The sequence below is a fragment of the Sphingomonas sp. P4_D12 genome, from assembly GCF_056401895.1.
This window is the reverse complement of record NZ_JBFUIL010000015.1, coordinates 1-12,257: the sequence shown is the minus strand read 5'-3', so window position 1 is coordinate 12,257 and position 12,257 is coordinate 1. Positions and strand designations below refer to the sequence as shown.

General features: G+C 61.8%; 9 protein-coding genes. 7 read left to right on the top strand and 2 right to left on the bottom strand.

Features of this window, described 5'->3' with window-relative positions:
• Positions 1-48: 48 nt before the first annotated feature.
• Positions 49-1,155, bottom strand: a complete 1,107-nt coding sequence (locus AC1DSD_RS21120) for an LLM class flavin-dependent oxidoreductase (RefSeq protein WP_478032866.1) — start codon at positions 1,153-1,155, stop codon at positions 49-51.
• A 169-nt stretch (positions 1,156-1,324) separates the two neighbouring features.
• Here AC1DSD_RS21120 and AC1DSD_RS21115 point away from each other — a divergent pair, with 169 nt between their 5' ends.
• From AC1DSD_RS21115 to AC1DSD_RS21105, 3 genes are read left to right on the top strand one after another with little or no spacing between them, the layout of a single operon-like run.
• Positions 1,325-2,998 (top strand): class I adenylate-forming enzyme family protein, encoded by a 1,674-nt coding sequence (locus AC1DSD_RS21115; RefSeq protein ID WP_478032865.1) that lies wholly within the window; start codon positions 1,325-1,327, stop codon positions 2,996-2,998.
• 25 nt (positions 2,999-3,023) lie between these two features.
• Complete coding sequence (gene ribB / locus AC1DSD_RS21110) at positions 3,024-4,172, top strand: 3,4-dihydroxy-2-butanone-4-phosphate synthase (protein ID WP_478032864.1); 1,149 nt, start codon at positions 3,024-3,026, stop codon at positions 4,170-4,172.
• A 44-nt stretch (positions 4,173-4,216) separates the two neighbouring features.
• Positions 4,217-4,963: an SDR family NAD(P)-dependent oxidoreductase gene (locus AC1DSD_RS21105; RefSeq protein ID WP_478032863.1), complete on the top strand. Its 747-nt coding sequence runs from the start codon at positions 4,217-4,219 to the stop codon at positions 4,961-4,963.
• A 23-nt stretch (positions 4,964-4,986) separates the two neighbouring features.
• Here AC1DSD_RS21105 and AC1DSD_RS21100 read toward each other — a convergent pair whose 3' ends face one another.
• Positions 4,987-5,646, bottom strand: a complete 660-nt coding sequence (locus tag AC1DSD_RS21100) for a TetR/AcrR family transcriptional regulator (RefSeq protein ID WP_478032862.1) — start codon at positions 5,644-5,646, stop codon at positions 4,987-4,989.
• Between the two features lie 289 nt (positions 5,647-5,935).
• Between AC1DSD_RS21100 and AC1DSD_RS21095 the strand changes: the two genes are divergently transcribed.
• The 4 genes from AC1DSD_RS21095 (at position 5,936) to AC1DSD_RS21080 (ending at position 12,168) form a co-directional block, all read left to right on the top strand.
• Complete coding sequence (locus AC1DSD_RS21095; protein WP_478032860.1) at positions 5,936-7,084, top strand: LLM class flavin-dependent oxidoreductase; 1,149 nt, start codon at positions 5,936-5,938, stop codon at positions 7,082-7,084.
• A 600-nt stretch (positions 7,085-7,684) separates the two neighbouring features.
• Positions 7,685-10,156: a TonB-dependent receptor gene (locus tag AC1DSD_RS21090; RefSeq protein WP_478032859.1), complete on the top strand. Its 2,472-nt coding sequence runs from the start codon at positions 7,685-7,687 to the stop codon at positions 10,154-10,156.
• A 139-nt stretch (positions 10,157-10,295) separates the two neighbouring features.
• On the top strand, positions 10,296-11,519 hold the full coding sequence (locus AC1DSD_RS21085; protein WP_478032857.1) for an NAD(P)/FAD-dependent oxidoreductase: 1,224 nt from the start codon (positions 10,296-10,298) through the stop codon (positions 11,517-11,519).
• A 382-nt stretch (positions 11,520-11,901) separates the two neighbouring features.
• Positions 11,902-12,168, top strand: coding sequence for a hypothetical protein (locus AC1DSD_RS21080; RefSeq protein ID WP_478032855.1), 267 nt, complete (start codon positions 11,902-11,904; stop codon positions 12,166-12,168).
• Positions 12,169-12,257 lie beyond the last annotated feature (89 nt).

Here is a 12,257-nt window from a genome sequence, read left to right as displayed (position 1 = left end):
CCATCGTGCGAGCAGTCTCGAGCGCCGCGCGTCACGATCATTTCCCCGTCACACGACGGAATGCGCCCTGTCGGCCATGCGCGGCGCGCTCGTGTCGATGTCCTTGAGTTTCGGGAGCACCTTCCTGGCGAACAACTCATAGTTCGCGCGACCCATTTCCTGCGGCATTTCGCCATATTGGAAATAGGTGATGAAGCTGCCGATATCGAACTCCTCGACCATCGCCGCGAGTTTCTCGGCTACCTCGTCGGGCGTCCCCCAGACTTGCAGATCTGCCAGGAAGCCGTTGAACTTGTGCAACCCGTGCTTGGCGATATTCTTGGCCAGTCCGCCATAATATTCATAGCCCTCGATATTGGCGAACCCGGCATTGGCGAACTGGTAGAAGTCCGAGGTCGATCGGGTATAGGCCTGGATGTGCTGGTCGCGCATCTCCTGCGCGACCGCGGGATCCTCGTGCACGGCGATGAACACCGCGAAGACCGGCTTCGGCGCGGGCGCCCCGTTCTGTTTCAGGAACAGCTGACGATAGCTCTCCAGATCCTCCGCCACCTTGTCCCACGGCTTCTGTGCGATGACCATCAACCCGACGTCGAGCTTGGCCATCAGATTGACCGATTCCGGTGAGATTGCCGACGCGAAGGTGCGGCCACGGAAGCTTTCATAAGGGCGAGGGCGGAGCTCGACGCGCGGCTGCCGCAAATACTTGCCGTCATATTCCATTATGCCGGTTTCGAGCGCGGTCAGCACGGCTTCGGCATATTCGGTGAAGCGGCCGCGCGATTCGCCCATCGGCACGTTGAAGCCCGCGAATTCGGAAGCGCCAAGTCCGCGGCCGATACCTAGTACCGCCCGACCCTCGGAGAAATAGTCGAGCAGGATGAAGTTCTCTGCGGTGCGCACCGGATCCTGCCACGGCAGCACGCACACCGTGGTGCCAAGCTTGATGTGCTTGGTCTGGCCGGCGACGAACGACAGGAACTGCGGCACGTTGGGCGTCATGTTGTAATTGCTGAAATGATGCTCCGGTGTCCACACTGAGTCGAAGCCGAGCGACTCGGTGTCGACAGCCATCTTCAGCTGGTGGCGATAGACTTCCTTGTCGGACAGCTTGTCGCGCAAATTCTGGAAGGTGAGGCCAAGCCCGACGTCCATCGTCCTAATCCCTTGCTCATATTGTCGAGCTAGCCTAATGGTCATTAGGTTAGGAACGCAAGCCCCTTTCGTGCAAGCGTTGATTTTATGTGTAGTTGCTGCCGAAGCTCTTGACCAGCGAGCCGCTACGGCAGAATAATATGCATTAGGTTGAGGACGGAGAGGCTTGATGGAATCGGCGATAGCCAGCGTCGACGAACGCCGCGCCAGCATGGAGCGCCGACATCCCGCGTGGGTGCCGATGTCGCTCGACCGATATCTCGCCAGGGCAGCCTCGGAATTTGCCGACCGCCCGCTCGTCATCACCGACGACAGTGTCATGAGCTATGCCGAGGTCGATGCCGCGGCCACGCGCATCGCGCAGATGTTACGGAACCGCGGCATCAAGCCGGGTGACCGGGTCGCGATGCTGATGGCCAATTATCCGGTCACCGTGGCATTGCTGTTCGGCATCTGGCGCGCAGAGGCTACCGCGGTGCCGTTGAACACGCTGTACCGGCCGGAAGAGCTCGGGTTCGTGCTTGCCCAGTCGGCGCCGCGATTGCTCATCGCGATGACCGGGTTTCTCAAGCGCGATTACGCCAAGGAGATACCGACGATCCTGCCTGCTGGCGTCGATCTGCTGTTCTATGATCCCGAAACCCCGGCAAGCTCCGATCTCGTCGCGGCGATCGATGCCGTGACGACGATTCAGCCTGCGGGCCCCGTCGACGCCGAGCGCTTTCCGGCGGTGATCATGTACACGTCGGGGACAACGGGCAGCCCCAAAGGCGTCATGCTGACGCATGACAATCTGCTCCGCGCCGCCTATGCCGGCGCCCATCATCAGGCGTTCGAGGACGGGCGTCGCGCGATCTTCTCATTGCCGCTCTATCACGGCTTCGGTCTCGTCGTCGGCCTGTTGTCGGGCATCGTCGTCGGCGGCTCGATCGTACCGCTGCCGCGCTTCGACCCACGCGCCATATTGACGGGGATAGGTCGGCACCGCGCGACCTATCTGATGGGCGTGCCGACGATGACCGTCGCGATGCTCGAGATCGCCGAACAGGAAAGCTTCGACCTCAGCTCGCTGACGGCAATCCACAGCGCCGCCGCACCGACGCCGAGCTGGGTCTGGCAGCGTATCCAGGACGTGTTCGGCTGTGGTGAAATCTTCACCAGCTATGGCCAGACCGAGGCAACTGCGACGATCATCTGCACGCAGCCCGGCGACGATCTGGAGGTTGTCGCGACGACGCAAGGTATCATCGTGAAGGGTGGCGTGGCGGGCATAGCGGAACGGGGCGGCGACATCGCCGAATTCCGCATCGTCGATCCGGTGAGTGGCGCGGACAGCCCGCCGGGGACGCCGGGGGAAATCTGGACACGCGGGCCGATGAACAGCCTGGGCTATCTCGGCCGACCGGCGGATACCGCAGCGTTGTTCGCCGAGGGCGGTTGGCTCCGCACCGGCGACCTCGGTTACTTCCGCGACGACGGCAATCTGCTGCTTACCGGCCGGATCAGGGAGCTGTTCAAGAGCCGCGGCGAACTCGTCTCTCCCAAGGAGGTCGAGGAAGTCATCACCACGCATTCGGCGATCCGCGAAGCCTATGTCATCGGCATGCCCGACGATCGCTATGGCGAGTGCGGCTGCGCCTGGCTGGTTTCCGCCGGCCCGGTTGCGCCCAGCGTGGCCGAGATCACCGCGTACCTCGCTGAGCGTCTGCCAGGCTACAAGATGCCGCGCGACATCTGGTTCATCGACACCGCCGAATTGCCCAAGACCGGTACCGGCAAGGTGCAGAAAAACCTGCTCAAGGATCGTGCCGAGCGGCTGCTGGCGGCGGGTGCCGCAGCATGACCCGGCTTTATGGGGAGCGCAATCAATGAACGCCGACATTTCGACGATCGAGGCCATTCTCGAAGATGCCCGCGATGGCCTGCCGTACATTCTCGTCGATGCGGATGACCGCGAGAACGAAGGCGACATCATCATTCCCGCGCAGTTCGCAACGCCGAGCCAGATCAACTTCATGGCGCGCCATGCGCGCGGGCTGATCTGTCTGGCAATCACCGAGGCGCGCGCCGGGAAACTCGAGCTGCCGCCGATGACGGCCAACAACCAGTCCGGACACGGCACGGCCTTCACCGTCTCGATCGAGGCGCGGGAAGGCGTGACGACAGGGATTTCCGCGCAGGATCGCGCGCATACCGTCGCGGTCGCGATCGATCCGACCAAAAGCAGGCGCGATATCGTCTCGCCGGGCCACGTCTTTCCGCTCGTGGCGAGGGAAGGAGGCGTTCTCGTCCGCGCCGGTCATACCGAGGCGGCGGTCGATATCTCGCGGCTCGCCGGGCTCAATCCCGCGGGCGTGATCTGCGAAGTGATGAACGACGACGGTACGATGGCGCGGCTGCCCGAGCTGATCCAGTTCGGGCAGCAACATGGCCTCAAGATTGGCACGATCGCCGACCTCATCGCCTATCGGCGACGGTCCGAGCGGATCGTAACCGAAGTCGCGACCGCGCCGTTCGACTCCGTCTACGGCAACGATTTCACGATCCATGTCTATCGCAACAGCATCGATGGCGGCGAACATATCGCGCTCGTGCGCGGCAATATCCATGCCGGCCAACCGACATTGGTGCGCGTCCACCAGGTCGATCTGACCGCCGATCTGCTCGGTTGGTCGCTGGCGCGGCGCGACTATGTGCCGCGTGCACTTTCAGCGATCGCGGCTCATGACGGGCCGGCAGTGGCGGTGTTCGTCCAGGATCCCGATCCGACGTCGATCGCGGCGCGCGTCAACGGCGGGCGCCGCGCCTATCACGAAACCCATGCGATCCGGGATTACGGCGTCGGTGCACAGATCCTGCGCGATCTCGGGGTTCAGGAGATGGTCCTGCTCACCTCCAGCAACGACAAATTGACCGCGCTTGAAGGGTTCGGCCTCAGCGTGGTCGGGCGTCAACCGATTCCCGACGAACGGGTGACGGCCGGCGCACGATCAGTCGCGGCGGTCGGCGGCGCGTGACCGCGACACCAGTTTCGACAACGACAATCACGAGGAGAGATCGGATGGGCAGATTATCGGGCAAGGTCGCAATCGTCACCGGCGCCGCGCGTGGCATGGGCGAATCGCATGCCCGCACGTTCGTGCGCGAAGGCGCCAAAGTGGTGATGACCGATCTGCGCGCCGACGCCGGACGCGCATTGCAGCAGGAACTCGGCGAAAACTCGCTCTTCATCGAGCAGGACGCGACGGATTTCGCACAATGGGAGGTGGTCGTCCAACAGGCCGAAGCCGCGTTCGGCCCGGTCGATGTGCTGGTCAACAATGCCGGCATCCTCGGCGCGATGGCGCGCACCGCCGATCTTACCGAAAAGGATTATCTCGCGGTTTGCGCGATCAACCAGCATTCGGTGTTCTACGGCATGCGCGCGGTGCTGCCGTCGATGTTGAAGGCCGGTCACGGATCGATCGTCAACATCTCGTCGATCGCCGGGATCGCCGCCAATTACGGCTTTCCGAGCCTGGCCTATGTCGCCAGCAAATTCGCGGTTCGCGGCATGACCAAGGCGACGGCGATCGAATACGGCCCGCACAACATCCGCGTGAACTCGGTCCATCCGGGATTCATCCAGACGCCGATGATGGTCGAGGCGACTGATGAGGAAGGCGGCGATGCGCTGTCGTTGATTCCGCTGGGGCGGATCGCCGATCCGCAGGAAGTGTCGAACCTCGTGCTGTTCCTGGCATCCGACGAATCGTCGTACATCACTGGTTCTGAGCACCTCGTCGATGCGGGCATGCTCGCGCAATAATTCGCGGGCGGCCCTGCCGGAAGCTAATCGCGCAGACGCAGCGGCGCGCAGACGCAGGCGACGATCTGGTCGATCGTGTCGTCAAGCGCCGCCTCGAAACTCTCTTCGCCCGGCTCGCGCGACTCGAACGTCTCGTATCGCGCGAGGATCGCGAGGAACATGAAACTCGCCGTGACGAGGCGGCGCTGCGCGACATCCTCGGGCAGATACGAGAGGCGCGCGCGTAGCAGGTCGAAAATCCGCGCGAGATGCGGATGCGATGCGCCGCCGAAGTCGCCAAAGCGGTGCGAGCGGCTGCGCATCAGATATTGGCTGAGAAAGCCGGCATAGGAATGATGGCCTTCGCCATCCGGCAGTTCGAGCTGCGGAAGATAGACCATGTCCAGCAGCGCGCGCGCGTCCATCAGGCGGCCCTTCGCTTCGGCCGCCGCAAGCATCCGGGCGCGGATCGGCTCCATCTGCTCCATGCGATAGTCGAAGATCGCCTCGACCAACCCTTCGCGCGATCCGAAATGATATTGGACGGCGAAATGATTCCCTTGCCCCGCTTTCGATGCGATCTCGCGCATCGAAACGCCGTTGATCCCGCCCTCGGCGAACAGCGCCTCGGCGACGAGGATCATGCGGGTCTTGCCGTCGATCTCAGGGCTATCCTGGACGACGGGGTCGGCGAGGTCGGTCAAGCTCGGCTTCCTTGAGACACGTGTTTTAGATTCCATTGATTCTACGCGTGGGCGTCACGGTTGTCGATTCCTGCGCGCGCGGACTAAAATAGGGCTGAATGATAAAATCTCGGAGGAGGGCGCGACGCGGCGTGCCCAACGCGCGGTTCAATTGTGATGCCTGGCACCGAACAATCGTTCAAACGGTTGACTTAATTTGGCGGCTGCGACATCATCCTCTCCAACGCGGGCGGAACGACCGGCGTGGGCCACGCGTGACGCCCTGAAACGGCCCCCAAGGAGAGCGATTATGGCAATGGAAACTGGACTGATCTTCCACCCCTATATGCGGCCCGGCCGGACCGCGCGGCAGACGTTCGAATGGGGTGTGCAAAGTTCGATCGCGAGCGACAAGGCCGGCTTCGATTCGATGATGATCTCCGAGCACGCCTCGCAGATCTGGGAAAACATTCCCAATCCCGAGCTGATCATCGCGGCCGCCGCACTGCAGACCAAGAATATCAAGTTCGCACCAATGGCGCATATCCTGCCCCACCATAACCCGACCAAGCTGGCGATGATGGTCGGCTGGCTGTCGCAGATCCTCGAAGGCCGCTATTTCATGGGGATCGGCGCCGGCGCGTATCCGCTGGCTTCCTACATGCATGGTATCCGCGGCGAGGATCAGAAGACCGAACATCTCAACGAGATGGTGCGCGAATCGCTTGAGATCATGGAAAAGATCTGGAAGCGCGAGCCCTTCTTTTATGAGGGCAAATATTGGGATGCCGGATTCCCCGAGGAAGAGGTGGCGCTGACCGAGGAGGACGAGCAGCATAAGCTCGCCAATTATGCGCCCTGGGGCGGTTCGTTTCCGGAGTTCGCGGTCACCGGTTTCAGCGCGAATTCGCCGTCGATGCGGCTCGCGGGGGAGAAGAATTTCAAGCCGGTCTCGATCTTTTCCGGCAAGGAGGCGCTCAAGCGCCACTGGGACATTTACGCGGAAGCCAATATCAAGGCGGGGTTCACGCCCAACCGCCAGCGCCACGCCGTATCGCAGACAGTCTTTGTCGGCGACACCGATGCCGAGGCGAAGAAGGAAGTGATGGAAGGGCCGATCGGCTATTGCTTCAACAAATATCTCATCCCGATCTGGCGCCGTTTCGGCATGATGGATGGCTTCGCCAAGGACGCAGGGATCGATCCGCTCAAGGCCGATCTCGAATTCCTGGTGGATCACGTGTTCGTGGTCGGCTCGCCCGACACCGTCGTGGACAAGATCAATACCCTGTTCGCTGAAGTCGGCGGCTGGGGCACGCTACAGATCGAAAGCCACGATTATTACGACGACCCCTCGCCCTGGTTCCATTCGCTGGAACTGGCGGCGCGCGAAGTTGCCCCGCGGATCAGCTTGCCCGGCTCGACCGCCGATCAATCGGCAGCGCGCGTCGCTGCCTAACGCCTGATGCGGAGCGCACCCTGGGGTGCGCTCCGCTTTTTTAACCAGCGCTCGTCCGATGCGCAGCATAGCGTCAGGCTAATAGCTGTTTTCAACGCAAACCGTCGAGACGGACTGGCCATGGACGCGCATCGTAATGCGCTCTGGCGTAGCCTCGCCGATCCAAATCTGAAAAGAAATATACGATAGTTCAACTAGTTAGTGCGTCTATGAGACGGCTATCGGCGGTAAGTCTACGCGCCTTTGCTCCGAAAATACATGGCGAACTACAAAGTTGTTGCAGCGCTAGCCTAATTATGATTAGGCTAGCGTCCAAGAGCGCTAAAGGCGCCGTCGATGATCCAACGTCGCCAGATTCCGCGCTGCGGGCAGGAGAGGACATGCAGGATGCAGTTGAAGCGTCGAGGCCGTGCCGGGTCATCCGGCCCGCCATTTCGACTTGCTTTCGCCTCGGCGGCCCAATCGCGCTTCGCCGATCTGGCAAAAACCCCAACGCACCATTGAGCCTCGCAGAAGGCGCGGTCGAGCCGGGCTGCTGAACCTAGTCAGCACCGCGTGATGCCCGACCAAAAAGAAAAAAGAACCACGAGGAGAGACATGATGATCAGGGAAGGGACCATTCCGATGACACTTCGGCCGCTATCCGTATCGGAAAAGGGGCGCCTGTCCGGCCAGTTCCGCTCGTCGACGATGACGGCGGCAATCGCGCTCGCCGCGATTAGCAGCGCGCCGGCCTTTGCCCAGTCGAGTCCAGCAACAGCGCCGGCCAGCCCGCCGTCGCAACAGACCGCGCCGGCGCCCGCCGCGAAAGATCAGGTGGCAGCGCCTACGTCCGACGACATCATCGTTACCGCGACCCGCCGCGAGGAATCGCTCTCGAAAGTGCCGTTGTCGATCACGGCGCTGAGCAGCGATACGCTCCGCGACCGCGTCGTCACGAGAGAGCAGGATCTTGCCGCGCTCGTGCCGGGCCTGGTCGTGAAGAACGGCCAGAATCAGAACCAATTGAGCTTCACGCTTCGCGGACAGACTCTCGACCCGTTCTCCGGCGCCAGTCCCGCCGTGCTGACGTATCTGAACGAAGTTCCGTTCGGCGGCGGCAATTCGGCGACGTCTTTCTATGACTTTTCGTCGGTCCAGGTCCTCAAAGGGCCGCAGGGGACGTTGTTCGGCCGCAACGCGACGGGCGGCGCCGTCCTGTACACGTCGAATCTGCCCGGCAATGACTTTGGCGGCTATCTCACCGTCCGCGGCGGCGAGCGGAACCTGCGTCAGGTTCAGGGCGCGGTCGACATCCCGTTGATTTCCGACGTCCTGCTCATTCGCATCGCGGGCGATTATCAACGCCAGGACGGATATGTGCGCAACCGCCTTGCCGGCGGCACGCTGGGCAACATCGACAACAAATCCGGTCGCATCTCGGTGGTGTTCAAGCCGACCAACGACATCAAGAACGTGACGGTGTTCCAATATAGCAAATTCGGCGGCAACGAGGCGGCGAGCCAACTATATTCCTATTACAAGCTCGGCCAGACCAACAACGGCTATGCGCTGACGACGACGCTCGACACGGTGTACGGCAACGGCTTCTTCCCGGGCGTCGGCGACGGCCCGCCGGGACCGGGGACCTTCCCGGGCGCCGTGGCGGGCTATCTCGCTTATCAAAAAGCGCATCCCTACGACATCTACCTGTCCTACGACCTGCCGCACGACGCGGACAATTACTTCGTGCAGAACACGACCACGATCAATCTGGACAGCACGACGACGTTCAAGAATATCTTCGGATATCAGTCCAGCTACGCCAGGACTCCGGGCATCTTGAGCGGCTCCCCCTTCGCCTCACTCGATCTCTATAACTCCACGGGCGCCTTCAAGGGGCCGCCGGGCGGCGAACTGTTCAGGAACACCAGCCTGTCGGAAGAAATGCAGATCCAGGGTCAGGCCGCCAACGGCAGACTGAAGTTCATCATTGGCGGTTTCTACAATTACCAGACCAAGGAAGAAGGCATTCCGGTCATCGTCGGTGGCGAACTCGCCGCTCCGCTTGGCCAGGTGCTTTACCATACCCGCGGCACTGATGAGTCGCGCGCGCTTTACGCGCAGGTGACCTATGATCTGTCCGACGCGGTCCGGGGCCTGAGCATCACGGCGGGCGGTCGCTATACGTGGGAGACGGTGGGGGAGACGCCTTATGCGGACCACGTCTTTGCGCCCAATTTCCCCCACGAGCTGGTGGATCTTCAAGCGCCGAGCTGGAATTTCAACCTTCAGTGGCAGTTCAATCCGGAAAACCAGATCTATTTCACGCAGCGCGGCAGCTTCCGGTCGGGCAATTTCAACGGCGCCGTCGTACCGTACAATCTCGTGAACTTCTTCAAGAACGAATACACGCACGATTTCGAGCTGGGCTATAAGTTCAACGGATCGGTCGCCGGGAAGCGCGCCCATTTCAATATCGCGCTCTACGATCAGATCGTGACCAATGCGCAGCATTCGATCTACGCAGTGGTTGCCGGGGCACCTTCCGCCTTTACGGTCAACGTCCCGCAGGCGACGATCAAGGGCGTCGAGGTCGATGGCGACATCAGCCTGGTCGATTGGCTCAAACTGGGCTTTTCCGGCGCCTATACGGATGCGAAATACACCAGGAACATTGTCGATCTGTCACGGCAGACCGGCGTGCCGGGGTATACGGTTCCGTTCGATTCCTATCCCGACGCGCCGCACATATCGGGGTCGCTATACGCCGATCTGACGCTGCCCGTTCCCGATAGATACGGTCGCGTCCATTTGCGAGCCGACTCCTTCTCTCAATCCTCGTCGTTCTTCTCGAACAACAACGAGTCGTTGACGCCTGGGACCAAGGTAAAGGGCTATACGACGGTGGCGCTGCGGCTGGGCTGGGAGGACATTCTGGGAAGCAAGCTATCCGCCTCCGTCTATGCCAAGAATGTGTTCAACCGGCTCTATTACCAAGCCGGCTATGTCGAAGGTAATTCGGGCGGCTTCAACACGGTGATCGTTGGTGAGCCGCGCACCATCGGAGCGGAACTCTCGTTCAAGTTCTAAAGGCGAGCATGCAAAACGGCTCGGCTACGTATCTGAGCCGGGTCGTTCTGCGGCTCTTTCAGGTGAACAAGATAGTTGGGCAGGGCCGGGCGATCGTCAGGACCTGCGGCTCACCTCAAATTGACACTGGTACAAGCTCTTGACCCACTATGACGTCCTTATTGTCGGCGCCGGTCATGGCGGTGCACAGGCGGCGATCGCGCTGCGGCAGGGCAGGTTTGCCGGTTCGATTGCCATTGTCGGCGACGAGCCTGACCTTCCCTATGAACGCCCGCCGCTGTCGAAGGAGTATCTCGCAGGCGACAAATCGTTCGAGCGCATCTTAATCCGCCAGCCGAGCTTCTGGATCGAACGGGACGTCAACATGCTGCTCGGTCACCGCGTCGATCGGGTCGATCCCGTCGGTCATCAGGTAACCACGGCGGATGGCGTCAACATCAGTTATGGCAGTCTGGTCTGGGCGACTGGTGGCAGAGCCCGGCGGTTGACCTGCGATGGCCACGATCTGGCAGGGGTGCATACCGTGCGGACGCGCGCCGATGCCGACCGAATGATGGCCGAACTGCCGGCGGTCACGAACGCCGCGGTCATAGGCGGGGGGTTCATCGGCCTCGAGGCAGCCGCGGTGCTCGCGAAGTTCGGCAAAAAGGTCGTGCTGATCGAGGCGCTCGACCGCGTCATGGCGCGTGTCGCCGGGCATGATTTGTCGCGCTTCTATGAAGGCCAGCATCGCGCGCACGGCGTCGATGTCCGCCTCGATGTGACAGTCGACAATATCGTCGGCGACGGTGCAGTCTCCGGAGTGCGATTGTCTGACGGTTCGGTCGTAGTCGCCGATCTGGTCGTGGTCGGCATCGGCATTGTCCCCGCGGTCGAACCGCTCCTCGCAGCAGGCGCCGTGGGTGGAAACGGGGTATTTGTCGATGCACAATGCCGCACGTCGCTCCCCGACATCTATGCGGTCGGCGATTGCGCGCTCCACGCCAATCGTTTTGCCGGGGGCATCGAATTGAGACTCGAATCGGTGCAAAATGCGACCGACCAGGCAACGGTCGCGGCCAAGACGATCCTGGGTGAGGCGACGGCGTACGAAGCGGTGCCTTGGTTCTGGTCGAACCAGTACGACCTCAAACTTCAAACGATCGGATTATCGATCGGTCATGATCTGGCCGTCATGCGCGGTGAACCCGCGACGGGCAGCTTTTCGGTGGTCCATCTTCGCAAGGGCAAGGTGATTGCGTTGGACTGCGTCAACGCGACCAGGGACTACGTTCAGGGCCGCAAGCTTGTGGAAACCGGGGCTGTCGCCAGCCCTGAAATCCTCGCGGATGTCTCGATCCCGCTGAAGGCGATAGTCGCTTAGCCAGGCAGAATGACTCGGCAATACAGCGGCTCGGTCTCGAGGAGCCGAATTTTATGCGGTCGGATAGGAGAGCTCACCGGCTTCGCCCAGATGTTTGCCAAGCGCTTTCGGTACTGTACCTGGAAATGGTTGCGGACGTTAGCATGGACCGAAGCGAACTTCTGTAGCGACTTTATTCGTTGGGATCGGAGCATCGTTCGCTCTCGTCGCGGAAAGGATAGGTGGCTATTTTCGACCCTGTTGTTGGCCCGGCGCCCGACCTCCCGTTTGTCTCGATTGCCTAGCTCGTCCATCGCGGCGCTCTGGATTTGCGGCCCATCCGCGCTCGCTATTACCTGCCCTCGTTGGTCTGACAGTGCCGTATCACGTCATGAACTATCCGATGCGCCTCCGACACAAACCCGGTATCATGGGTGCGGCGGCGGATGGTGAAGGTGAGGTCAGGTTGATAGCGGTGCGCGAGCGGGGGCGCAGCGGCGGATCGGAAGCCGAGATGGCGCTGTTCGCGCGCGTCGTCGATGGCCCGACCGCGAGCGGCGCCTATGTCGTGCGGATTGCCCCCGATCGCCGGGGCCAGGCAATCGATGGGCTGCGCGCCACGCCGCAGGTCGTGCTGGCCGAGCCGATCGACCCTGGATCGCAGCCATGACCTGGCGCGGATGGTTCCGGCTCTGCCTGGCCTTGTGCGGTGCCGCCGCGCTCGGCGTGGTGACGCCGGGCCATACGCAGGAGCGGCCG

Coding starts and splice junctions, on each gene's coding strand:
- AC1DSD_RS21115 (WP_478032865.1), top strand. CDS start 1,325: ATGGAATCGGCGATAGCCAGCGTCGACGAACGCCGCGCCAGCATGGAG.
- AC1DSD_RS21105 (WP_478032863.1), top strand. CDS start 4,217: ATGGGCAGATTATCGGGCAAGGTCGCAATCGTCACCGGCGCCGCGCGT.
- AC1DSD_RS21080 (WP_478032855.1), top strand. CDS start 11,902: ATGCGCCTCCGACACAAACCCGGTATCATGGGTGCGGCGGCGGATGGT.
- AC1DSD_RS21120 (WP_478032866.1), bottom strand. CDS start 1,155: ATGGACGTCGGGCTTGGCCTCACCTTCCAGAATTTGCGCGACAAGCTG.
- AC1DSD_RS21090 (WP_478032859.1), top strand. CDS start 7,685: ATGATCAGGGAAGGGACCATTCCGATGACACTTCGGCCGCTATCCGTA.
- ribB (WP_478032864.1), top strand. CDS start 3,024: ATGAACGCCGACATTTCGACGATCGAGGCCATTCTCGAAGATGCCCGC.
- AC1DSD_RS21095 (WP_478032860.1), top strand. CDS start 5,936: ATGGCAATGGAAACTGGACTGATCTTCCACCCCTATATGCGGCCCGGC.